This window comes from Myxococcus sp. CA056, from assembly GCF_013336715.1.
In the GTDB taxonomy this organism is placed as follows: Bacteria; Myxococcota; Myxococcia; order Myxococcales; family Myxococcaceae; genus Myxococcus; species Myxococcus llanfairpwllgwyngyllgogerychwyrndrobwllllantysiliogogogochensis.
In genome coordinates, this window is record NZ_JABUMT010000002.1 from 171,233 (window position 1) to 194,005 (window position 22,773).

Annotated in this window: 15 protein-coding genes; 8 read left to right on the forward strand and 7 right to left on the reverse strand. The window is 68.0% G+C overall.

Going from position 1 to position 22,773, the window contains the following annotated elements:
- Positions 1–461 precede the first annotated feature (461 nt).
- Positions 462–5,324 carry a two-component regulator propeller domain-containing protein gene (locus HUA76_RS08445; protein WP_254614105.1) on the forward strand — a complete coding sequence of 1,621 codons (4,863 nt, stop codon included), beginning with the start codon at positions 462–464 and terminating at the stop codon, positions 5,322–5,324.
- Here the strand turns inward: HUA76_RS08445 and HUA76_RS08450 are convergent.
- The gene (locus HUA76_RS08450; RefSeq protein WP_141645653.1) at positions 5,275–6,246 is read right to left on the reverse strand and encodes a PDR/VanB family oxidoreductase; all 972 of its coding nucleotides are present in this window, start codon (positions 6,244–6,246) and stop codon (positions 5,275–5,277) included. The genes HUA76_RS08445 and HUA76_RS08450 overlap by 50 nt on opposite strands.
- 450 nt (positions 6,247–6,696) lie before the next feature.
- On the opposite strand from HUA76_RS08450, the gene HUA76_RS08455 reads away from it, so the two are divergent.
- The 3 genes from HUA76_RS08455 to HUA76_RS08465 all read left to right on the forward strand — a co-directional run bounded on the left by HUA76_RS08455 (position 6,697) and on the right by HUA76_RS08465 (position 11,304).
- Positions 6,697–7,341 carry a hemerythrin domain-containing protein gene (locus tag HUA76_RS08455; protein ID WP_141645650.1) on the forward strand — a complete coding sequence of 215 codons (645 nt, stop codon included), beginning with the start codon at positions 6,697–6,699 and terminating at the stop codon, positions 7,339–7,341.
- 156 nt (positions 7,342–7,497) lie between these two features.
- Entirely contained in the window at positions 7,498–8,253 is a 756-nt protein-coding gene (locus tag HUA76_RS08460; RefSeq protein WP_174460540.1) for an SIMPL domain-containing protein, read from the forward strand.
- A gap of 438 nt (positions 8,254–8,691) precedes the next feature.
- Positions 8,692–11,304, forward strand: coding sequence for a hypothetical protein (locus HUA76_RS08465; RefSeq protein ID WP_174460541.1), 2,613 nt, complete (start codon positions 8,692–8,694; stop codon positions 11,302–11,304).
- A 205-nt stretch (positions 11,305–11,509) separates the two neighbouring features.
- On the opposite strand, the gene HUA76_RS08470 is transcribed toward HUA76_RS08465, so the two are convergent.
- The gene (locus HUA76_RS08470; protein WP_174458250.1) at positions 11,510–11,974 is read right to left on the reverse strand and encodes a nuclear transport factor 2 family protein; all 465 of its coding nucleotides are present in this window, start codon (positions 11,972–11,974) and stop codon (positions 11,510–11,512) included.
- Positions 11,975–12,059: 85 nt separating this feature from the next.
- Here HUA76_RS08470 and HUA76_RS08475 point away from each other — a divergent pair, with 85 nt between their 5' ends.
- From HUA76_RS08475 to HUA76_RS08490, 4 genes are all read left to right on the forward strand, one after another.
- Positions 12,060–12,662 carry a TetR/AcrR family transcriptional regulator gene (locus HUA76_RS08475; RefSeq protein WP_174458251.1) on the forward strand — a complete coding sequence of 201 codons (603 nt, stop codon included), beginning with the start codon at positions 12,060–12,062 and terminating at the stop codon, positions 12,660–12,662.
- A gap of 1,255 nt (positions 12,663–13,917) precedes the next feature.
- The gene (locus HUA76_RS08480) at positions 13,918–15,708 is read left to right on the forward strand and encodes a hypothetical protein (protein ID WP_174460542.1); all 1,791 of its coding nucleotides are present in this window, start codon (positions 13,918–13,920) and stop codon (positions 15,706–15,708) included.
- 197 nt (positions 15,709–15,905) lie between these two features.
- Entirely contained in the window at positions 15,906–16,577 is a 672-nt protein-coding gene (locus HUA76_RS08485; RefSeq protein WP_174460543.1) for an SDR family oxidoreductase, read from the forward strand.
- Positions 16,577–17,356 carry an SDR family NAD(P)-dependent oxidoreductase gene (locus HUA76_RS08490; protein WP_141645643.1) on the forward strand — a complete coding sequence of 260 codons (780 nt, stop codon included), beginning with the start codon at positions 16,577–16,579 and terminating at the stop codon, positions 17,354–17,356. Before HUA76_RS08485 ends, HUA76_RS08490 begins: the two co-directional genes overlap by 1 nt.
- A gap of 1 nt (position 17,357) precedes the next feature.
- Here HUA76_RS08490 and hxsC read toward each other — a convergent pair whose 3' ends face one another.
- The 5 genes from hxsC to HUA76_RS08515 are packed head-to-tail and all read right to left on the reverse strand — an operon-like array spanning position 17,358 to position 22,588.
- Positions 17,358–18,521 carry a His-Xaa-Ser system radical SAM maturase HxsC gene (hxsC, locus tag HUA76_RS08495; protein ID WP_141645642.1) on the reverse strand — a complete coding sequence of 388 codons (1,164 nt, stop codon included), beginning with the start codon at positions 18,519–18,521 and terminating at the stop codon, positions 17,358–17,360.
- Positions 18,522–18,524: 3 nt separating this feature from the next.
- Positions 18,525–19,967 carry a His-Xaa-Ser system radical SAM maturase HxsB gene (hxsB, locus tag HUA76_RS08500; RefSeq protein WP_141645641.1) on the reverse strand — a complete coding sequence of 481 codons (1,443 nt, stop codon included), beginning with the start codon at positions 19,965–19,967 and terminating at the stop codon, positions 18,525–18,527.
- A 14-nt stretch (positions 19,968–19,981) separates the two neighbouring features.
- Positions 19,982–20,332: a His-Xaa-Ser system protein HxsD gene (gene hxsD / locus HUA76_RS08505; protein ID WP_371823451.1), complete on the reverse strand. Its 351-nt coding sequence runs from the start codon at positions 20,330–20,332 to the stop codon at positions 19,982–19,984.
- 22 nt (positions 20,333–20,354) lie between these two features.
- Complete coding sequence (locus HUA76_RS44890; RefSeq protein WP_217439491.1) at positions 20,355–20,882, reverse strand: hypothetical protein; 528 nt, start codon at positions 20,880–20,882, stop codon at positions 20,355–20,357.
- Positions 20,879–22,588: a hypothetical protein gene (locus HUA76_RS08515; RefSeq protein ID WP_217439492.1), complete on the reverse strand. Its 1,710-nt coding sequence runs from the start codon at positions 22,586–22,588 to the stop codon at positions 20,879–20,881. Before HUA76_RS08515 ends, HUA76_RS44890 begins: the two co-directional genes overlap by 4 nt.
- Between the last annotated feature and the right edge of the window lie 185 nt (positions 22,589–22,773).

Here is a 22,773-nt window from a genome sequence, read left to right on the forward strand (position 1 = left end):
TGTCATGCACCTTCGTCCGCCGCCTGGACTTCGTCCGGAAAGCCACCGCGAGAGCAGGCGGGTTCGGGTTGTTTCACGGCCTGGCGCCGGGCGGGAGGACAACCGCCCAGGGGGTGCCCTGGGGCGACCGTGGGACGTGACTGCTGTCTTCTTCCCGCAGTGGCGCGAGACAGGGGTGGCTCCCATCTTGGGTTCAGCGCGATGCGGCGAGACCCCACCCACCACCGGGGTCTCGAAGCGAGGAGCGCTTGGGCCATGACCCCGGTCATCCGGGAGCACGGCTCTCGGGTGCCGGCGGTGGTGGCGTACGAGGCGACAGCGGCGGGGGGAAGTTTGGATGTCGTGGGGGGGCAGGTGGTCCCCCGCCGCTGTCGCCGAGGCCGTTAACGGCCAACGTTCCACTGTGGGTGAACGCCCGAGGTTTGGCCTCCCGGTCGATTCTGCCGGACACTGGGGCCGTCATGGGCATTTCGAGGCATCGGCTCCGCGCAATCTGGCGCGGGTTCGTGGGGTTCGTCCTGCTGGCCGGGTTCGTCCTGGCGCGGCCGGGCCTCGCCTTGGATCCCCAGCGATGGGTCTCCCAGTACAGCCAGGACTCGTGGCGCAGCGACGACGGGCTTCCGCAGAACAGCCTGCTGGCGCTGGCGCAGACGCGGGACGGCTACGTGTGGCTGGGCACGTGGGAAGGCCTGGTGCGCTTCGACGGCGCGCGCTTCGTCGTCTTCGACAAGCGCAACACGCCGGAGCTGCGCAACCACACCATCAAGGCGCTCGCGGAGGATGCCTCCGGCGTGTTGTGGGTGGGCACGGACCAGGGGCTTGTGGCCTACGTGGATGGCCGCTTCGAGCGCGCCCCCGGTGCCTCCGCGCCGCTGGAGGGCGTGCGGGTGGAGGAGCTGCTGGTGGGCGAGGGGGCCCTGTGGGTGGGCACCTCCGGTGGGCTCTGGCAGGTGCCGCTGGGCGAGGGCGTGGCGCGCCAGTACACGGAAGCCGACGGTCTGCCGGGCTCCTTCGTCACCGCGTTGGCGCGAGCGGGCGGTGACAACCGGCTGTGGGTGGGCACCAAGGCGGGCCTGGCGTTGCTGGAGGGTGGGCAGGTGCGGCAGACGCCCTTTCCCGTTCCGGGCCCCGACGAGCGCCCGGAAGTCACGGCGCTCTTCCAGGACGTCGCCGGCACGCTGTGGATGGGGACGGAGACGGGGCTCGTCTCGTGGAATGGCGTGGTGGCCACGCGCTTCACGGCGACGGAGGGGCTGCCGGCCACCGTCACCGCGCTCCTGGCGGACAGCCAGGGCAACCTCTGGGTGGGCACGCGGCGGGGCGGGCTGGTGCGGCGGGAAGTCGACGGCTTCAGCTCACCGCTGCACGGCGCGGGGCTCGCGGACGCGGAGGTGCTGTCGCTGCTCGAGGACCGGGATGGGGCGCTGTGGGTGGGCACCTATTCGGGGCTGTTCCGCCTGCGCGACGGCCCGTTCGCCACGTACGGCGCCCCGGAGGGCCTGAGCAACGAGACGGTCAGCACGGTGCTGCAGGACAAGCGGGGCACGGTGTGGCTGGGCACGGTGGGCGGCGGGTTGTTCTACCTGCGCGACGGGCGCATCCACCGCATGGAGGACTTCGAGGGAGGCACGGACCCGGTCATCACCGCGCTGCACGAGGCGCCGGACGGCACGCTGTGGGTGGGCTCCAAGGCGGGGGCGTTCCGCTACGACGGGCAGCGCTTCGCGAAGTCGTCGCGCGTGCAGGGGCTGCCGGACCACGTGGTGACGTCCATCCTGGTGGACTCGCGTGGGACGCAGTGGTTCGGCACGCGCGAGGGGCTGGCGCGGGTGCGGGGCGGCGACGTCACGGTGTTCGGCGAGCGGCAGGGGCTGTCGACGGAGCCCATCATCGTCATGGCCGAGGACGCCTCCGGCGCGGTGTGGCTGGGCTCCGAAGGAGGGCTGTGGCGCTTCGAGGAGGGCAAGGGCCTGCACCGCTTCACGCTGAAGGACGGGCTGCCCGGCGAGGTGGTGCTGGCGCTGCTGGCGGACGCGGACGGCACGGTGTGGGTGGGTACGGAGACGGGGCTGGGGCGGTGGAAGGGGGGCGCGTGGACGCGCTACTCGGTGTCGCAGCACGGGCTCTACGACGACGCGGTGTTCAGCATCGTCCCGGACGGAGATGGCCACCTGTGGATGAGCAGCAACAAGGGCGTGTCCCGGGTGTCGCTGCGTGAGCTGGAGGAGGTGGCGGAGGGACGCCGCTCGCGGCTGGCGGTGATGGGGTTCGACCAGACGGACGGCATGCGCACCGCGGAGTGCAACGGGAACACGCAGCCGTCGGGGTGGCGGGGCAAGGATGGGCGGCTGTGGTTCACCACCATCCAGGGCGCCATCGTCGTAGACCCGGTGCGGGTGCGCGCGAGCCGTCAGCCTCCCGAGGTGCGCATCGAGGAAGTGCGCGTGCAGGGCGAGCTGGTGCCGGTGACGGGCCCGGTGGAGCTGCGGCCGGATGGCTCGCGGCTGGACATCCGCTTCACGGCCTTCACGCCCGGGGACGCGGTGCGGTTGCCGTTCCGCTACCGGCTGGTGGGGCACGACGACGGCTGGGTGCGCGCGGAGATTCGCCGGGCGACGTACACGGGGCTGCGGCCCGGGCGTTATCGCTTCGAGGTGCAGGCGGAGGGCCGGGACGGTGGCTGGACGGAGCCGGTGTCGCTGGACGTGCTGCTGGAGCCGAGCCTGTGGCAGCGCACGGACTTCTGGGTGTTGTTCGTGCTGGGGCTGGGGATGTTGGGCGTCAGCGTGTACCTGCTGCGAGTGGGGCAGCTGAAGGCGCGTGAGCGGTGGTTGGAGGCGCGCGTGCAGGAGCGCACGCGGGAGCTGGCGCGGGCGAACGAGGAGCTGGAGGCGAACGTGCGCACGCTGCGGCAGACGCAGGCGCAGCTCGTCCAGGCGGGGAGGATGGCGGCGGTGGGGCAGCTCGCGGCGGGCGTGGGGCACGAAATCAACAACCCGCTGGCGTACATCGTGTCGAACCTGGAGCACGCGAGCGAGGAGTCGGACGCGCTCGCGCGTGAGCTGGGAGAGGCGCGGGACGCGGGGACACGACTGCGCGAGGTGGGGCAGGCGCTGCGCGAGGCGTTGCATGGCGCGGACCGGGTGCGCCGCATCGTCCGGGACTTGAAGACCTTCTCGCGGCCGGACGACGAGAAGCAGGGGCCGGTGGAGCTGGGGGCGGTGCTCGACTCGGCGGTGAAGATAGCGATGGGCGAGCTGCGCCCGCGCGCGAAGGTGGTGCGCGACTACGGGGACGTGACGTGGGTGGAGGGGAACGAGGCGCGGTTGGCGCAGGTGTTCCTGAACCTGCTCATCAACTCGGCGCAGGCGTTGCCGGAGGGCCGGGCGGAGGAGAACGAGGTGCGCCTGGTGACGCGCGGTGGGCCGGACGGGTGGGTGGTGGCGGAGGTGCGCGACACGGGGAGCGGGATTTCACCGGAGTCGCTCGGGCGCATCTTCGACCCGTTCTACACGACGAAGCCGGTGGGCGTGGGCACGGGGCTGGGGTTGTCGTTGTGCCATGCGTACGTGACGGCGATGGGCGGCACCATCTCCGTGGAGAGTGAGCTGGGCCGCGGCTCGGTGTTCCGGGTGACGTTGCGTCGCGCGAGGGAAGTGGGCGCGGCCTTGAGCTCGGAGGCGCGGGGGCGGTCGCGGGACTCGTTGTCGGATGCACGAGGGCAGGTGTCGGGGAGCGGGTGGGCCGCGGTCCGAGGCTCGGGTGAGCGCGCGGCGGAGTCGGAGTCGAGGTCCGCGCGGGAGCGTCCGTCATCGCCCACGGGTTACCCGACGGTGCCCGGGGCGCGGTCCGTGACGGAGCGTCCCTCGTCTCCCCTGGGCCACCCGACAGTCCCCGAGTCCGCTCCGCTCGCGCGTCCCGTGACGGAGCGTCCCTCGTCACCCACGGGCTACGCCACGGTGTCCGAGCCGAGGCCGGTGACGGAGCGCGAGCCCTCACCCAAGGGCCATCCGACGGTGTCCGAGTCGGCACAGGGCACGTGGTCCACGAGGGAGCGCACGTCCTCACCCACGGGCTATCCAGTGGTGCCCGAGTCGTCACAGAACACGCTGTCCGCGCTGGAGCGCACGCCCTCACCCACGGGCTATCCGGTGGTGCCCGAGTCATCACAGGGCATGCGGTCCGCGACGGAGCGCACGGCCTCGCCCACGGGCTACCCGGTGGTGCCCGAGTCATCACAGGGCATGCGGTCCGCGACGGAGCGCACGGCCTCGCCCACGGGCTACCCGGTGGTGCCCGAGTCATCGCAGGGCATGCGGTCCGCGCTGGAGCGCACGGTCTCGCCCACGGGCTATCCGGTGGTGCCCGAGTCGTCACAGGGCATGCGGTCGGCGCTGGAGCGCACGGCCTCGCCCACGGGCTACCCGGTGGTGCCTGAGTCGTCACAGGGCATGCGGTCGGCGATGGAGCGCGCGTCCTCGCCCACGGGCTACCCGACGGTGCCCGAGTCATCGCAGGGCATGCGGTCCGCGATGGAGCGCCCGTCCTCACCGACGAGCTCCCCGACCATCTGGGAGTCACCGCACGGAGCCAGGCAGGCGACGGAGCGCGATACCTCACCCACGGGCTACCCGCCGGTGTCCGAGCCCGTGGGCTTTCCAGCTCCGCGTGGCACGGCGGCGGGCCTCGTGATGGACGCGGGCTCCGCACGACTCCCGGGCCCCGTGTCTCCCTTCTCCGCCGAGAGTGGCGCGAGCCCCGAGGCACGTGCTCCCATCACGGCCCCGGAGTCGCTGGCCCGGGCGCCGACGAGCCCTCCTCTCGACGCTGGTGCTCGTGTCGGGACGCCATCGGTGACGACGGAGCCCGTCCGAGCCGAGAACTCGCCGCCGGTCCGGGGGCGGGTGCTGGTGGTGGACGACGACGCCCTGGTGAGCGGTGCCATCCGTCGCACGCTGGCGCGAGAGAACGACGTGGACGTGGTGGTGAGCGCGCGGCAGGCGCTGGAGCGACTGGTGGCCCCCGAGCCCCAGCGCTACGACGTGGTGCTGTGTGACCTGATGATGCCGGAGATGACGGGGATGGACCTCTACGAGGCGCTCGTGCGCACGGCGCCAGCCGTGGCGGAGCGGGTGGTGTTCATCACCGGAGGGGCCTTCACTCCGACGGCGCGCACCTTCCTGGAGCGGGTGGAGAACCCGCGCGTGGAGAAGCCCTTCGACCCGGAGGCTCTGCGGGCGCTGGTTCGGGCCGAGGTGGCCCGAGCCCGCCTGGTCACAAATCCAGCACCAGCCGCTTGGAGCGAGCGCGCGACACGCAGATGAGCATGCGCTCATCGCCGGCGGGTTCCTGCTGGAAGAAGGTGTCGCGGTGCTCGGGCTGTCCCTCGCAGACGCGGGTGACGCAGGTGCCACAGGAGCCGGCCTCGCAGTCGCTGGGCACGCGCAGGCCATTGCGGCGCAGCACGTTGAGCACCGACTGGCCCTTGGGCACGCTGAGCACCTGACCCGTGCTGCGGATGGTCACCTCGAAGTCGGTGTCCTCCTTGCCCAGGGCGACGCTGTTGCCTTCGGCGCCGAAGGACTCGAAGTGGACCTTCTCCCAGGGCCAGCGGTGGCGCGTGGAGGCCTCGCGCACGGCCTTCATCAAGCCCGTCGGGCCACAGCAGTACAGCCGCGTGCCCGGCCCGCGCGTGGACAGCAGCCCCGACACGTCGAGCCCCTTGTTCGGGTCTCCCCCGTCGAAGTGGAAGCGCACCCGGTCCGCGAACGGCGCGGAGGACAGGAGCTCGCGGAACGCGGCGCGCTCGGGAGCGCGGACGCAGTAGTACAAGACGTAGTTCGCCCCGGTGCGCTGGAGCTGTCGCGCCATGGACAGCAGCGGGGTGATGCCGATGCCACCCGCCACCAGCAGGTAGCTGCGCGCGAACATCAAGGGAAAGTCATTGCGCGGCGTGCTGACCACCAGGACGTCGCCTTCCCGCACGCGCTCGTGCATGGCGCGCGAGCCGCCGCGGCCCCGCGCATCCTTCTGCACGGCGATGACGTACCGGTGCGTCTCTTCCGCGTCGTTGCAGAGTGAGTACGAGCGCAGCGCGGAGTCCTTGCCGGGAACGCGCACGTCCAGGTGGGCGCCGGGCTCGAAAGCCGGCAGCTCGCCACCTTCTTCCGGGACCAGCTCGTACGACAAGATGTCCTCGGCCTCCGTCGCAATCCGGGCTACGCGCACGCGCTGAGCATCATTCATCACGGTGTTCACTGCGTTCCCCTCTTCCCGTCCCGCGAATGCAGCGGGCCCACCACCCTTGGCGCCGAGACGGAGATTGAGCAGAGGTGGTTCCGCGTGGGATTGGACCGGGGGGCGGTCGGCACGTCGCCTCCCCGACGGCCGCCAGGACACCGGAGCCTGGCCAAGGGTCACCCAGGAGCATCCGGTTCCCTTGTTGAGCACGGTGCTTCCCTGTCAGGGGGGCGGGGCCTCCAGGGTGGGCTCGCGCGAACCCGGATGTATCCCTCCGGTTCTCAGGGGGAGCGGTCTCCAGGGTCGCCTGTCGGGGTCGCGGGGGAGCGGGCCATTCTCCCGTCGCTTCGGCATCGGGACGACGTCATCCCCACCATCCAGGACATGTCGCGCCTGGAGCCTTGCGCTCCATGGAGGGGATGCGCGGCCCCCAGAACCCCAGGGAGGCAATCAAGCATGGATGCCATCGCGTTGCTGAAGACGGACCACAAGACGGTGGAGCAGCTCTTCCGCAGGTTCGAGAAGGCGGGCGCCAATGCCCACAAGCTCAAGCGCAAGCTGGTGGAGCAGATGGTGCTCGAACTGTCGGTGCACGCCGCCATCGAGGAGCAGGTGTTCTACCCGGCGGTGCGCACGCGCTCGGAGTCGATGAAGGAGGAGGTGCTGCGCTCGCTGGAGGAGCACCACGTGGTGAAGTGGGTGCTGTCGGAGCTGGATGAGCTGCCCGCGGAGGCGGAGCGCTTCGACGCGAAGGTGTACGTGTTGATGGAGAACGTGCGCGCGCACGTGCTCGAGGAGGAGGGCACGCTCTTCCCCGAGGTGAAGAAGGCCTTCCGGCCGCAGGAGCTGCGGGAGCTCGGTGGGTTGCTGGAGAGCGCCAAGCAGGCGGCCCCCACCCGGCCGCACCCGATGGCTCCGGACACGCCGCCGGCCAATCTGGTGGCGGGCGCGGTGTCGGCGGTGATGGACATTGGCCGTGACGCGCTGAGGGCCGCGCGCCGCAAGGCGACGACGAAGGTGCGGGAAGTCACCGGGCGCGGCGAGAAGACGCCGAAGCCCCCGGCCCCCGGGTACGAGGCAGGGGACGCCGCGAGTCCGTGAGGTCCGCGCTCGCGGGAGGGCGGGGTGCGCTCCGCCCTCCCGTGAAGGGCGGGTGCCGTGAAGGGGCGTGAATGTTGGGTGGCAGGCCCCGTCCTGAGGAGTAAGGCAGCGTCATCACGACACCCGCCGTACCGGAATCCCGCCCCAGGAGGCGCCATGCTTCACGCTCGACCCATCCGTTCCATGTTGCTCACCGCCATGCTGCTCACCGCGCTGGGGGCCTCCGCTCAGCCTCAGCCGCTGTCCGCGCCGCGCCCGCCGTTGGACCCGGCCGTGCGCACCCTGCGCGTGGAGGGCACGGGCGAGGTGAAGGCGCAGCCGGACGAGGCCTTCATCGACCTGGCGGTGGAGACGCTGGCGGCCACCGCGAAGGCTGCGGGGGAGCAGAACGCGAAGAAGATGGAGAAGGTGATTGCGGCGCTGACGTCGGCGGGCATCGCGCGGAAGGAAATCCAGACGCGCAACTACTCGGTGTACCCGGACTACGGGCCCCCGGCGCCGAACGAGACGGAGCCGAAGCTCAAGGGGTACCGGGTGAGCAACCTGGTGAGCGTGCACCTCACGGAGCTCTCGCGGGTGGGGAGCTTGCTGGACCAGGCGCTGGCGGCGGGGGCGAACCGGGTGGACCAGGTGCGCTTCGGGCTGGCGAAGCAGGACGCGGTCCAGGGTGAGGCGCTGCGGCAGGCGGTGGCGCGCGCGCGCAAGTCCGCCGAGGTGCTGGCGGCGGCGCTGAACGTGAAGCTGGGCGCGGTGGTGGACGCGAGCACGGTGACGGAGCCGCCGCAGATGTACCCGGCGCGCTTCGCGATGGCGGAGTCCGCGGATGCCCGAGGGACCACGCCCATCCAGCCGGAAGAGCAGACGGTGCAGGCGAAGGTGACGCTCATCTACGTCATCGAGCCCCTGCGCTAGTCAGTCGCCCGGCAGCATCAATGAAGAGCGAGCCCCGTGGCGCCAGCAAGGTGCCACGGGGCTTTTACGTGGGTGCGTGATGATAGCCCGCCGGACGGCCTGATGCCTGCCACGGCGACGTGGACGCCTCTTGAACGCAAGGGTCGGCGAAGAAAGCGCGCGACCTCCCGAGCCTCGGGCATTTTCAAGAGTATCCGAGAACACCGCGAAGTGCGTGTGACTCCCGGGCACAGAGGACACACCTTCATGAATGGTCAGAAGCAAACCGTCTCGTCCACGAGGCGGATGGGACTCATCCTGGCGTTGTTGGGCGTGGGGCTTACCGTGGGGCTCTCTGGCTGTGGTGGAGACACGCTGGCGGAGTCATCCATCAAGCCGCGCGAGGGGGAGACGTCCGGGAGCCAGCTCCAGGGCCTCTCCTCGAACTATCGGCGCGCGATGACGTGGCGGCTCCTGGAGCAGCGGCCGAACCTCACGCTCGTGGGTGGAGATGACATCACCAACGTGTACTCAGGTGACACCACCATCGACACCCTCCTTCCCATGCTTTGCCTCCGCCAGGACGGTCGCCCCGTGCCCGCGGGCCTCGTCGTGGACTTCTACAATGGCTGGGCCGCGGGTGAGGTGAAGCTGACGGCGCCGCTCGCCGGGTCGGTGCTCGGCTCGCGGGCCACCGCCGACGCACTCTGCGCGTCGCGGTTCGGTGCCGGCTTCCGGATGGCCGAGTTCCATGACGGACAGGGTGGCTGGCACTGGTGGGCAAATGGCGTGGTCCCGATGGACACCCGCTTCTGGGCGGCCATCAACAATCAGCCCGCCAATGCCTGGAACTCGACCGGCACCATTCCTCCCGCGCCCCCAGTGACTCCGTCCACGCTTCCCGCGGTGTCTTGCTACAACCCGTCCGGCGCCGCGGTCGACTGCATCTCTGGCTGTGGAGCGGTCACCTGCCGCGACATCAACAACGTCGCGGTCCACTGCGCCAGCAGCGCGAATGCGTCGCAGAACTGCCCGCCGGCCCGCTGTTACACCGCGAGCGGCGTCGAGGTGAACTGCGCAACCGAGTGCGACATCGCCAGGTGCGCCTCGGCGAACGGCACGACGATGCCGTGCCCTACCGAATATGCGTATTGCTACGAGGGGCCGACCCTCTGCACCAGCGCCACGGGTATTTGGGACCAGCAGGACGACTGCGATACGCCCGAGTCCGACGTCTACACCTGCCTTGATAACGGCACGAACTGTGCCTCGGCGACCGACGACCCGGGCGATGCGGACGACAGTACCAATACCATGACGCCGCTCACTCCCCCGGAGGTGATCTCCCTCGCGCCGTCGGACATCCCGTCGGTGGAAACGAACTCGTCGTGCGCATGCGCATCGGGCAACGGGAGGACGACCGACTGTGCCTACGAATTGCGACTGATCAGCTTCAAGCCGACCTCGGCATCTGCCTTTGACCGCCGCATGGAGGTCCGAAACATCACCGTCGACGCGGGCGCCGGGAAGGTGGAACTCGTGGACAAGTACATCGCACCGGAGAAGCTCCCCGTCGGCTACGAGGTGGGCATCAACAAGACGGTCGCCACCGTGCCCGTCCCGTGCGGCACGACGAAGTTCGTGAACGTGACCGTGGCGGCGACCGAGGAGGACCGCTGGGGGCCTGATGAGAAGGGCTCGGTCACCTTTACGCTGCCCCTCAATTGTCCGGGCGGGGCGCCCGTGAAGATGACGCAGAAGATGCAGTTCAAGAACAGGCGCGGCCGCGTGAAGCACGAGGCCGACTTCACCGTCGAGGCCCGCGTGGGCAACCGCTGCGCGACGTCCACCGACCTCGGGACCGCGCCGGCCTGCGCGCCGCCCGCCGGAACGCCGACCGTTCCGTGCAAGTTCGACCTCTTCCTCGAAAGCCTCACCCACCGCGATTCACCTGCGTTTGATCGCAAAGGCCAATTCTTCGGCGAAGTGTCGCCCCCCGGATTCCCGGTGGTGGACATCCCCAAGCCGACACTCAGCAATGCGTTCGGTATCCGCGAGGGAACCTCGAAAGATTTGCGCCAGTGGTACACCAGTCCCATCGCGACCTACAACGTGCCGTACGGCGGCACGATGAGCCAGACCATCCCCGTCAGGCTCGAGGAGATCGACTTCCTCTTCGGAATCGGTCGCAATGACAAAGGCAACAGCCAGTTCAACCTCAACCTCACGTGCCCGCCGACGCAAGACACGTTCTTCACCACGACCGAGGTGAAGCTGTTCGGTGGCAACACGAGCAATCCGAAGCACGTCGTCGACCTGGGTACGCGCACCACGCTGACAAACCTGAACTTCGGGCACGTGGAAGCGACGGAGGGCGCGGTCACGCCGTGCCAGGTCTCGGTGAAGATGCTTCGTGCGCGTCAAGTCTCGGGGGCCGTCGGCAACTTTGACCTCAAATTCCGCATCGGCGGAAAGGAGGCGTCGCGCAACTTCCTCGTCAAACACAGCGCACCGACCTGGGAGACGCCGCCACAGTACAGCACGCTTGCGAACGTCACCGTTCCCTGTGCGCGGCGCGTGGAGACGACGCTGTCAATCAGTGGCAGGGAGGCCGACGCCTTCTCCGGGCCCGAGTTCGCCTACACTGAATTTCCGCTCACGCTCTCATGCGCCAACGGCGCGCAGGCCGACGAACTGAAGACCGTGCGCCTCCATTTCAAGAACCGTCGCGGCTCGGTGCGAGACATCCTCGACGTGGACCTCGCCATCACGCGCACCGAGTCCCGTCCCGCTTGCCAGTGCAGACAGGCGGGCCCCGAGCTCGGCCGCATCTCCACCTGGTGGGGCAAGGTCAATCTGCACAAGAGCCCGGGCGGCGATTGGCTCACCGACTCGGACTGCTCGACGGGCGCGAACGTGTATGACCTCAACTACTGCCGCAAGTTCTGGCCGACGGCCACGACGGTCACCGAGGTGCCGGTGACCCCGAAGCCCGCCAACGTGTGGCGTACCGGTGGGTGCGGCATCGAGCTGGGCGACTTCGATGGCGAGAAAGAGTACGTGTGTTGGTAGGCGTTTCGTCTGATTGACGGTGACGTGAATGGGCGGACGGGCCGAGAGCCCGTCCGCCGTTCTGTTTTCAGGTCCGCGCTCCGTCGTTGCCAGTCGACGGTGTCTTCACGCGTGCGCTCGACCGGGGGCGGTTCCCGTCACGTGTCGCGGTGGGCTTCATGACGCGCGAGGTGCCTGACGCGGGCGAAGTGTCGCGCGCCGGGGGCTACGGGGCGGGCGTGCCAGCTCCGCCGAGGTCCTGGGGCGTGAGTTTCAGCGCCTCGCTGATCGCCAGGATGTCCTGGTACTCGCGCCAGTGCTGAATCAGTCCGTCGCGGACCCGCAGCACTCCGATGAGGGTCGCCGAGGCGCGCAGGCCGGTGGTGGTGACCGTCCCCGCCAGCTCGTACTCGACGACGATGACCTCGGGGTCGTGGGTCTGGTGAGTGGCCAGCTCGCGGAACTGCTCGAACCGCACCGGCAGGACCGCGCTCCGGGCCCGGTAGAACGCCAGCCACGCCTCGCGGCCCTCATGACGTCGCATGCCTGGAGGGGAGAACGGCGTCTCGACCACGACATCCTCGGCCAGCAGCTCGGCGGGGAGGAGCGTGGCGCCGTCCCCGACGAGTGCCTCCTGCATGCGCTGGTAGACGGTGAGTGGACCTGCTGTGCCGGCCGCCGAGGGTGACATGGTCGAACCTCCCGATTAAAAGATGAGTGCGACTCAGGATAAATAGTGAGTCCGACTCATTTTCGCAAGGAAGGATGGAGGACTGATGGCTCGGAGCGGTGTGCCGCCTTCCGGTGGTGGTGGTGGGGACAAAGCCGTTCGTGCGGACGCCCGCCGTAATCGCGCGAGCATCCTGGAGGCGGCCGAGGCCGTGTTCGCCGAGCAGGGGGCGTCCGCCTCGACCGAGGCCGTGGCCGCTCACGCCGGCGTCGCGATTGGCACCGTGTTCCGGCACTTCCCGACCAAACCCGACCTGCTCCAAGCCGTGGTGATGAACCTGCTGGACCGCCTCATCACGGAGGTCGACGCGATGGTCGAAAACCAGGGCGCGGTCACCGCCCTGTTCGAGTTCTGCGCCCGCGTCATGGCCGTCAGCGCCCGGAACAGGGCCGTGTTCGCCCGGCTCGCCGAAACCGGGGTCCAGGTCCGCGTCGGCGACGCCCTGACGCGCCTCCGGCCCGCCATCGACGTACTGCTCGAGCGCGCCCAGAAGGCGGGCACCGTCCGCGGAGACCTGCTCCCCACCGAGCTGGTCGCCCTGCTCGCCGCGCTCTGCCAGGAAGCGCTCACGGATGCATGGAGCGAACCCTTCCGCCAGCGCATGCTCACGCTCCTCTTCGACGGCATTCGACCCGCCGCGAGACGTTGACCGCGCCGCGAACAAGCAGCCTCGCGAGGGCCTGTTCTGGCGGGCGCTTGTTTGGGAGGCATTGCGGAGGGTTTCGCCGCCGCCGCGATATCACCCAATGGGTGGCATCCTCGGAGTCGAGGCCATGACGGGGGGCTGCAAAGCACCGCCGCGACTTGACCTCCCGGAATCATCCCGCTTCAATTGATGCTTCGAGTCCGTGAGGCCTGCTCCTCGCGTGAGCCGGAAAGTCAGTCCTCTCTGACCCAGATGCAGTCCATGAGGCTCAAGACCCGCGTCCGTGCCGACCCTGTCCTTGGCTGTGGTGGTGGCATCGTCATCGCCGCCCCATCGAGTAGTCCGTCCTCGGTGAGCTGACTTCAGTCGCCAGCAGGCCGCGTGTCGGCTGTTGGCGACTGTTTTTGTTTCGCAGGTGCCGCATTGCGGCATCGTCAATCTTGACGCCGCCTGGATAAACTTGTTTTTCAGGTCTCAAGAGTTGGGTCCATGATGCAGGAATTCCAGTAATGAGGCAGTGATTGCGCTGCATCTCGTCATGGCCATTGCATGGAGCCCCCGAATGGCTGCTGCAACTTGACGTCAAGTTGTCGACCGGTTTCAATTGATACTCCGAGTCCGTGAGGACTGTCCCTCGCGTGAATCGGAAAGCCAGTCCTCACTCACATCAAGGAGCCGTCCATGAAGATCAAGACCCGCGTTCGCGCTGGACCTATCGCCACCTCCGGTGGCCGTGGCTGTGGCGGCGGCATCATCATCGCCGCGCCGCTCGACATCTGACCGCTGTGAGCTGACTTCAGTCGCCGGCGGGTGGTGTCTCGCCTGCCGGCGACTGTTTGCATGAGGGACGTGGAAGGTGGCGCATCGCGCCATCCTCGCTTTCGACAGCTCGCGACGATGTGGGAGGCCTGCCCATTGCTCGTGTTGCATTTGAAATCCACGAAGCTTGTGCAACTTGACGGCAAGTAACAATCCGGCTTCAATTCACATCCCGGGTCCGCGAGGTCTGTTCCTCGCGTGAATCGGAAAGCCAGTCCTCACACACGCACAAGGAGCAGTCCATGAAGATCAAGACTCGCGTTCGTGCAGGTCCGATGCAGGCTGACGATGGCACCGTCATCGGTGGTCGTGGCTGTGGCGGCGGCATCATCGTCGCTGCCCCTCTCGACTTCTGAGCGATGAGCTGACTTCAGTCGCCAGCGGACCGGATACCGGCTGCTGGCGACTGTTTCATTCAGGGCCTTCGAGGAGTTGCCACGTGAGTCTGGACGCGGTGTCGCTGGACCCCCATGAGACGCTGTACGTGCCCATGCGGCGTCGCTTCATCAAGGAGTACCTGAACTCATCCGAGGGCCAGCGAGAGCTGCACATCTATTACGGCACCAAGGAGATCTATATCGAGGAGCTGGACCTGCACTCCTTTGGAGAGCAGCTCTGCCTCGAGGACTCCTTCATGGCGGGGGCCGCCACGCGGTGGACGCCGGGAGAGCCGTACCCCTGGGAGCGCGTGAAGGAGCTGCTCGAGGCGCTGCTGGCCGAGGGCATCGTGTCGCGCGAGCCCCCGACGCTCGCCTTCGACAGCGAGACGCATCGGAAGTACCTGGCGTTCGAGGCGCGGCGGGAGGCTCCCACGGAGCCGATGTGGTGGAACCCGGATGCGTCCGACGTCATGCGGAAGCTCACGGGAATCCCCCTGGAGCTGGGCTTCCTGGAGGCGATGCTCCCGGTGTATCGCATCGCGCACCCCGCCATCGACGCGGAGGGGCGGCACATCGGGGAGAGCAACGTCTTCCCTGAAGCCATGCGCATGAAGGTGGAGACGGAGTTCAAGGCCTGTCACTTCGCGGGCAGTCGCTACCGGAACAGCGCGCCGATGAACGTGACGGCGCTCAAGTCGATGATGAAGCACTGGAAGCCGATGATGCACGCGGTGCTCGCGGTGCGTCGGGCGTTCCTGCGCGATGACACCGTGCTTCCGGACGGACGCTGGCGGATGGGCGACCTGCACGCGGTGGCGTGTGCCGTGCTCGCGGTGCCCTCCTTCATGTTGATGCGCGCGAACGACCCGGTGCCCAACGGCACGCTGGACCCGGTCCTGTCGAACATCTACCGGGTGACGGACGGCGTGCGGATGGTGGCGGCCTTCATGCTCTTCCTCCCGGAGGAGCCGATGACGTACGACACGCCCATCTCCTCGGCCGAGCTGCTCTACGTGTCGGACCGCGACAACCACTACCTGTCGACCCGAGGGGTGTGCGCCGGGCCTCCGAACCTGATGGAGGAGTACTTCCAGACGCTGATGGATGGCAGGCCCGTGGCCGGTGAGCCTCCGACTCCCTTCGAGTGGGCGAACGACATCGTTCCGGGAGTGGACTACGGGCAGTTGGGGCTCCAGCTCTACTCGCTCCAGTTCAACCTGTGGAGCTACATGTGTCGCGCCTACGAGCACATCCGCGCGGCGGTGTTCAAGGTGGAAGGGGAGTCCGACGGGTTCTGGGGCCGGATGCGCGAGCGGATGGCGCATGACTGGGAGATGATGAGGCCCACGCGCCTGCACACGGCGACGCAGCGCAACTGGGCGGAGGCTCGCTACATCGAGATGTTCGACCGTGCCCAGCGCGGTGTGAGCACCTTCCGGGAAGAGTCGTTGGTTCGCTTGCAGGATGTCTTCACGCCCGTGCATGACGCGGTGTACGAGACCACCCGCGAGCACCTCAGGGGCCTGGTCCGTGAGCGCTCGGGAGCCACCTCGGGGCCGCGCATGGAGCTCGCGGATGCCATCGCGGATGCCACCGCGGAGTATCTGACGCTGGAGCGCTCGGCGCTCCTCGCGCTGGAGAATGTCCAGCGTGAGACCAACGCACTGCTGAAGCGTCCTCATCCGGAGCGGCGGCTCACCAACAAGGACCTCGCGCTGCACCATCGGATGCGAGCGGGCACCATCGGCGTGCTGCCCTACTTGCTGGACGTGTTCCGGGACGAGCTGGGGGTCGACATCGACAACTCGCCGGAAGGCACCCGGCTGAGCCAGCGCGGCAACGCGGCTTGAGTGGGCTGGAGGGATGGCTGTCCCCGGGAGTGGCCCGCTTCAGGGGCGGCTCCCGGGTCCGGGCCCTCGTGGCCTGACTCCCCGCCGCGGGTGAACACGCGTGGGGGCAGTGACACGGGGCCCCTTTCTTGTGCCGGTCCGACATACTCCCCGCCTCGCGAGCCCCGCGAGGGTGAGTCCAGGGGAGGGCACGGCACGTGAGTGGTCGGAATGTCATCGTCGTCGGAGGCACGGGCGACATCGGCCGGGCCGTCACGCACAAGCTGCGTGCGGAGGGCCTGAAGGTCCTCTGCGCCGCGAACGACGTGGCGACGGAGACCGAGGACGCGGTGCGCGTGGACGTCACGCGTGAGGACTCCGTGGTGTCGATGTTCGACAAGGCGGAGGCGGGGCTTGGTCCCATCTCGGTGCTGGTCAACTGCTCGGGTTTTGGCGTCTTCGCGCCGCTCCACGAGCTGACGCTCGAGGACTGGCGCAAGAGTCTGGAGGTGAACCTGACGGGGACGTTCCTGTGTGCGCGGGAGGCGTTCCGGAGGATGAAGCCCCGAGGTGGGGGGCGGCTCATCCACCTCGGGTCCGTGAGCGACCACCTCACCTTGCCTATGAATGGGGCCTATGCGGCGTCCAAGCACGGGGTGCGAGGGCTGACCGGGGTCTTGAACGAGGAGGGCAAGGCGCTCGGCATCCGGGCGACGCTCCTGTCCCTGGGGGCGGTCTACACGTCCTTCTGGAAGTCCCGGCCGGAGTTCAGTCCCTCGGACATGCTCTCGGTGGACGACGTGGCGCAGTGTATCTGGGAGATTTCCACCAAGCCGTTGAACGTACGGGTCGACGAGGTTCGCCTCGTCCCTCCCCGAGGTGTCCTCTGATGGAGACGCAGTCGAAGCAGGCCCCTGTCGCGGTCGTCACTGGAGCCAGTCGCGGGATTGGCGCGGCCATCGCCACCGAGCTGGCGCGGCAGGGGTTCGAGGTGGTCCTGCTGGCGCGGGACGAGGCGGCGCTGACGCGACTCCAGGAGCGGCTGACCGCGGCTGGGGGGCGTGTGTGGCCGTTGGCCTGTGATTTGGCGGACGAGGGCGCGGTGGGTGTGGCGCTCTCACGGCTCGAGGCGAAGCTGGGGGTGCCGCGAGTGCTCGTGAACAACGCGGGGGTGGGTGGACCGTTCCACCGAGTGGACGAGGTGAGCGCCGCCGAGTGGGAGCAGTTGTTCGATGTGAATGTGAAGGGCGTGCGCAACCTGTGTCAGTGGGCCCTGCCGCGCATGAAGGCCCAGGGGTACGGGCGCATCGTGAACATCGCGTCCATCATGGGGCTCTTTGGTGGGGCGCAGTCGTCCACCTATGCGGCGACCAAACACGCGGTGGTGGGCTACTCGAAGGCCATCGCCGCCGAGTGGGGGGCGTATGGCATCACCTGCAACGCGCTCTGCCCGGGCTACATCGACACGGAGATGCTGGCGAAGGCGGACCCGGCCGTGCGCGCGCGACTGCTGGAGCGAATCCCCGTGAAGCGGTTCGGGACGCCGGAGGAGGTGGCGGGGATGGTGTCCTTCCTCGTCGGGCCCTTCAGTGGCTACGTGAATGGCAGTGCCGTGGTGATGGACGGCGGCCTGTCGGCGCACCTGGCGTCGGACCTGCCCGCGTTCTGACTCAGTCTCGGAAGGGCTGGATGCCTCGGCTTCGCTTCAGGACGCCTGAAGCGAAGAACCCGCCGCAGGCATCCCGCCGCACGCAGCCCTCGCAGTCCTCGGTGTAGACGTTCTTCCAGTCGGAGATGCTTTTTCTCGCGAAGGGATGAAGCTCGGCGGGCAAGGTGCAGAGCTGGTGGTTGTAGATGGACGTGTTGAGCCCCGCGCGGCTCAGCGTCCTGACAGCGGCGGTGAGCTGGGCCTGGTAGTCGAGCGGGTCCACCCAGAGCATTCCGAGGTTCGTCCTGGCGAACCCCATCAGCTCCAGCCCCATCAGCGCGACATGGTCGACGAACAACAAGTTGCGCGTGATGAAGTCAGCGAGTTGAGGCAGGCGCGAGTACGTCTGCGCGTGGACGACACAACGCAGCTCCACGCGCACGCGGGCGCGCTTGAGGTGGAGGATACCCCGGAGGGTGTCATCGAACGCGCCCAAGGCCTGCACGACGTAGTCATGCTCCTCGGGCAGGTCCGAGTAGAGCGGTATCCCCAGCATGAGGTCGGGGTGCTGAACTTTCGCCACCGCGCGTGCCAGTTCGGCGTCCGCGAAGCCGCGTCCGTTGGTCAGGATATGGACCGAGGTCTGGGGCAGGTAACCCTTCATCCGCTCCAGGAGCTCGAGGAGACGTCCCTTGAGCAGGCTCGGCTCGCCGCCCGTGATTCCAAGCTCGCGAGTCTCCGGGGAGATGAGCGGGAGAGTGGCCATCAGCTCATCGACGAGCCAGGAGTCATCCTGCTTGCGAGGTGGCTGGGAGCACATCAGGCAGTTGTTGTCGCAGCGCTCCGTCACCAGGAACGTGTTCGACGGAGACGCGCGGCGATACAGCGTCGCCAGGGCTCCTCGCTCGGGATGGATGCGGACCACGTCCCCTTCGGCGAGGTAGCGCAGCCCGGGGGCCAGGACGTAGACGTCCCGCAGTCCCGGACTCACCGAGCCGTCATCCAGTAGGAGATACCCCCGGAAGCCCGGAGGAAGGTGCGCCAGCGGACGTCGGACGAGGAGAATCTCCCGTCCGCGTTCGGACTCCGGAAGGTCTGGCTGCTCGCGGATGCGACCGATGAATGGCTCGGGTGAGCGCTCCGAAAGGGACTTCAGCCCGGTAGATGCGAGGTCCAGGGCGGGCATGGCTCAGCGCCACCCCAGGAGGATGTCCCGGGCGCGGGAATCATCCTCGAGCAGCCCAATGAGGTGACGCAGCACGCCCATCTGCTTCTTACAGAAGGCGCTGAACGCCTTATGGCCGACGGCATCTCCCAGCGTCGCCTGGTGGAAGACCGGGTCCGCGCCACAGTAAGGGAGGAACGCGCAGTCACCGCACATGGGGGCGCCCTCTGGCATCGTGTCGCTCAAGTGGGTCAGGAGCGTCTCAGACGTCATGATGGACTCGTAGGAGTCGCGGGAGAGGTGCCCGAGCCGGAAGGAGAAGTCGCCCATCTCCGCGAGCATCCGCCCCTCGTCGGAGGCATACACCGCGCCGTCGTAGTTGTAGACGAGCGCCCCGATTCCGATGCCCGAGGGCGACTGGAGGTCAACATACGTCGAGCCCCTCGGTGAGAAGAGCTTCTGCAGCAGGATGGCGGTGAACTCCTCCTGGAGCGGGTACCCCTGCTCGTTGATACGAAGGATGTGCGCGAGCCCTCGCTTGTAGAACTCGACCCAGGCCTCGACGCCGTACTGGCGCGAGGCGCGTTGGCGGACGGCGAACCCATACGGGCTGACGTTCCTCAGGAAGATGCCGTGGAAGCCCTGGCGCACGTACTCGTCGATGATGTCCTCGACGCGCTCCAGGCTCGCCTGGGTCGTCGTCATCAGGGCGGAGACCGCGTCTGGCCCGAGCGTCTGCCTCGCCCGTCGAATCGCATCGATGGTCCGTTGATGGCTGTCCCCGCCACGCACCGGTCGCTGGGCGTTGTGCAGGGCCTCGGGCCCATCCAGGGACGTGGAGAGCAGCACGCCATGCTCCCGGCAGAAGGCCAGCACCTCATCCGTGAGCCGCGAGAGGTTGCTCGCGATGACGAACTGGAGGTCCCTGCCATGCACCTGATTCAGAGCCTTGGCGCGCTCGACGATGTAGCGGATGCGCTCGAAGTGGAGCAGCGGCTCGCCGCCCTGGAACTCGATCTTGAGGGCTGGGGACGGACTGCGAAACATGAAGTTGAGCGCTTGGTCGGCGTGCTCTTGCGACATGTCGAAGTCGAGGCGTCCCTCGGCCTGCCGCGACACCTGACAATAGGGGCAGGAGTGGTCGCAGCGCAGGGTGACGACGAAGATGTGCAGCCCGGTGAAGGACGCGAGCTGCTCCGCGCGGGTCCGATACTTCAGCGCGAGCAGCTCGAGCGCAACGCGCGAGTACTCGTCGAACATGAAGTGCCTGGACTTGAGCGACTTGTAGGCCTCCCGGTCCGGTGGCAGCGCATGGCTGATGAACTCGACCAGTTCCTCGCGGGGCAGCACCACGTATTCGCCCACGTCGTTCGTGGCGATGTAGCGCGAGCCGTCCAGTGGGCTGAATCGGAAGGGCGCCAGTTGGTATCCCCGAGAGGACTGGTACCTGGAGCGGTCATGGAACATGGGGTGCGAAGCCCTCAATCCTGGCGAATCAGGTCGGTGCGCGAGAAGGCCTGGGCGATAATCAGCGCGCGGAGGGCGCGCGTCTCGTCGCCCACCTGCTCGCGCAGCTCCTGGTCCAGCAGCTCCTGGAAGAACAGCCGCGCGGTCTCCAGCGCATCCTGCTCGATGATGGTCGGTCCGAAGACGAAGCGGACGGGAAGCCTGTCTGCCTCGGGTGAGCCGAGCACGGCGGTGCATCGCTCCGCGAAGCGATAGGCGGACTTCTGTATCGCCGTGAGCCGGTAGACCCGAAGGTCGAGGACGGTCTGGATGGCACCGTCGCGGAAGATGAATGGTGGCGGGGTTTCGGCTTCCTTCGTCGTCACGTGTCTGCTCCCAATCCCATCGCTACCACTCAATCGTGACATCGCCCATCTGCCCCGCGACCAGGTCCACCTCGACGGTGGTGGTGCCAAGGAAGCGGTTCTCGATGCGGACCACGTGTTTGCCCGCCGCCAGTCGCATGAGAGACGTCACGTCCTGCCCCGCGGGCTTGTCGTCGACGAAGATGCGTCCCCCGGGAAAGACAACGAAGGACACCATCGCGGGCTTGGGCGGTGGAGGCGGCGGCTCTGGCTCGGCGGCGGGAGCGGAGTAGCCACCGCCGTAGCTCCGGCTTCGGCTCCCGGAGTAGTGGCTTCGATGTGAGGAGTGGGAGCGGTGCGAGCGATGCCCCGCGAGGAGAATCTGCCCGCTGGTGGGTGGGACGACGAGGAGCAGTTCGTCACGCGCTTCCTCTTCATCGCGTCGTCGCCAGGTGGGCTGGGCGACCTGGACCTCGATACCTGGAACGAGCAGACCCGAGGGTGCCGCGCCGCCGAGCAGTCCCATGAGTGCCGCGCTGACGGAGAGCAGCCGTGGAGGTTTCGGATTCATGGCTTCACCTCTCCGATGCGCAGCTCCATCAAGTAGGTACTGCTCCACCGCGCCACGATGGTCACCCCTCCGTCCTTCCAGGTGGTCTGGGTGGGTGATTTGCCTCCTCGGAGCTGCGGTGGCGTGGGCAGCTCGACAGGATGCCCCATGACACGTGAGAGCAGCTCCTTCGTGGTCGCCGTGTGCTTCAAGTTGTTGAGCACGCGTGAACTCTTGTCCGCGCCCACCAGGTACGCACCGGCGCAGCGTCCATCCTTCAGCGCGCAGTAGAGGGCGACGGAGTCCGTCGTCTTCGTCAGGAGGCTTGTGTCGCTACCGGTCGTCAGTTGAAGCAGAGAGATGGCCACGGCGCGCTCGGCGCCGATGAGGGGAATCCGCTCCCGTTCCTCCCGGGTCCATGTAGCGGCTTGTCGTGCGCGCTCCCCTAGATCCGCATCGGACGGAGTCTCACCCAGTTCGGTGGTAAGCGCGCGAGTCTTGTCGAGATGCAGGAGCCACTCCAAGGTCATCACCTTGGGACGCGGCTTTGGCGACAACTGCTCCACGAGTGTCGCGCGCACCTGTCCGAGGCGTTGCTCCCGGCCTGGTGTGGACTCGGCGCGAAGCGCGGCGCCCAGGGTCTTCCACCGGCAAGCCTCCGTCGAACAGGCCTCGTACTCCGTTTCGAGGATGTTCGCGGTCAGCACGCCGACGTCCTTCGAGAAATCCTGTTCGAGCGCGGGCCTGGCGATGGAGAGCACCTCCAGGGCGGAGGCCGGCTCCTTGCGTGCGAGGGATTGGAGGACCTGCCGCCGAGTGAGCTCAAGGAGGCGCTGGTTGACCTTCGCCCGCTGCGGAGAGCCTGACTTCAACAAAACGGCATCCTCGACGACCTCTTTCACGGTCTCCGCGCGGAGCGCATGGGCGAGATGGAGTTCGGACCAGATTGGCTGGAGAGCGGGGTCCTCGGGTTTGCCCAGCGCGAGCAGTTCCTTGTTCGCGGCGTCGAGGCGTCCCGCCCAGATATGGCGCAGGGCATCAGCGAGTCTTGGCTCCGAAGCCTGCGCCACGAAACCGGCCGCGAGCGCGTACACAGCCAGGCCGATGCTCCGGCGGCGAGTCTTCCGCTTCCTGCCCAGGGTCCAGTCCCGGACCAGGTGCTCGGCCACAATCGCGAACCCACCGAGCGAGACACACAGCGCTACCAGCCAGCCGTTCCAGAAGTAGGAGCCTCGAATGAGGTAGAGGAACGGAACCCCCACCGCCAGCGCGAGGAGGACCAGCCGTGCCGCGAAGACCTTCCGGGCCCGCGCCGCGAACTGTCGGTCCGCGGAGACGGGTGGTGCCAGCATCCGCTGCCCCTCGAACTGAACCGTCGTGGGGAGCGCATCCGCGATGGAGTAGGAGACCCGCGCGGCGGGCGCTTCGAAGACCTGGAAGAGCTGGCTGGTGATGCGCTCCTGGAGTTTGAGCGCGATTCGGGTCTTCCCCCAGTGCTCCTGGAGCCAATCCTCGGGGAGATGAGGCGCGACCTTATCCTGTGACAGCGCACCGTTCGCGCTGATTTCTCCCAGGAGCTTCGCGTCTTTCTCCATTCCCACCGTTGTCCACGGCAAGCCACGCAGTGTCTCGTCCTCCGTCATCACCAGGAGGTCGAAGCGGACCGACTCGACGAACTCGAGCCAGCGCTGCTCACGACCATGCCCCAGGCACGGCGAGCAGGACACCCGCCCCGAATTGCAGCCGCTACAGGAAACGGTGCCCCGCGCATCACATGACCTGCAGTTCATGAGTCGGCGCGAGCCATTCGAAGCGTAGCCGTAGGCCTTCCGTGTGCCGTTACAGTTCGAGCAACGGACGTCCCCACTCCCGCCACATCTGGAGCAGGGAATCGAGCCTGGGCCCCCGCACG

What these genes read in the sequence shown, in the direction of transcription:
- HUA76_RS08460 (WP_174460540.1), top strand. Translation starts at nt 7,498, where the DNA reads ATGCTTCACGCTCGACCCATCCGTTCCATGTTGCTCACCGCCATGCTG.
- HUA76_RS08465 (WP_174460541.1), top strand. Translation starts at nt 8,692, where the DNA reads ATGACGTGGCGGCTCCTGGAGCAGCGGCCGAACCTCACGCTCGTGGGT.
- hxsB (WP_141645641.1), bottom strand. Translation starts at nt 19,967, where the DNA reads ATGTTCCATGACCGCTCCAGGTACCAGTCCTCTCGGGGATACCAACTG.
- HUA76_RS08450 (WP_141645653.1), bottom strand. Translation starts at nt 6,246, where the DNA reads ATGAATGATGCTCAGCGCGTGCGCGTAGCCCGGATTGCGACGGAGGCC.
- HUA76_RS08475 (WP_174458251.1), top strand. Translation starts at nt 12,060, where the DNA reads ATGGCTCGGAGCGGTGTGCCGCCTTCCGGTGGTGGTGGTGGGGACAAA.
- HUA76_RS08445 (WP_254614105.1), top strand. Translation starts at nt 462, where the DNA reads ATGGGCATTTCGAGGCATCGGCTCCGCGCAATCTGGCGCGGGTTCGTG.
- hxsC (WP_141645642.1), bottom strand. Translation starts at nt 18,521, where the DNA reads ATGCCCGCCCTGGACCTCGCATCTACCGGGCTGAAGTCCCTTTCGGAG.
- HUA76_RS08490 (WP_141645643.1), top strand. Translation starts at nt 16,577, where the DNA reads ATGGAGACGCAGTCGAAGCAGGCCCCTGTCGCGGTCGTCACTGGAGCC.
- HUA76_RS44890 (WP_217439491.1), bottom strand. Translation starts at nt 20,882, where the DNA reads ATGAATCCGAAACCTCCACGGCTGCTCTCCGTCAGCGCGGCACTCATG.
- HUA76_RS08470 (WP_174458250.1), bottom strand. Translation starts at nt 11,974, where the DNA reads ATGTCACCCTCGGCGGCCGGCACAGCAGGTCCACTCACCGTCTACCAG.
- HUA76_RS08455 (WP_141645650.1), top strand. Translation starts at nt 6,697, where the DNA reads ATGGATGCCATCGCGTTGCTGAAGACGGACCACAAGACGGTGGAGCAG.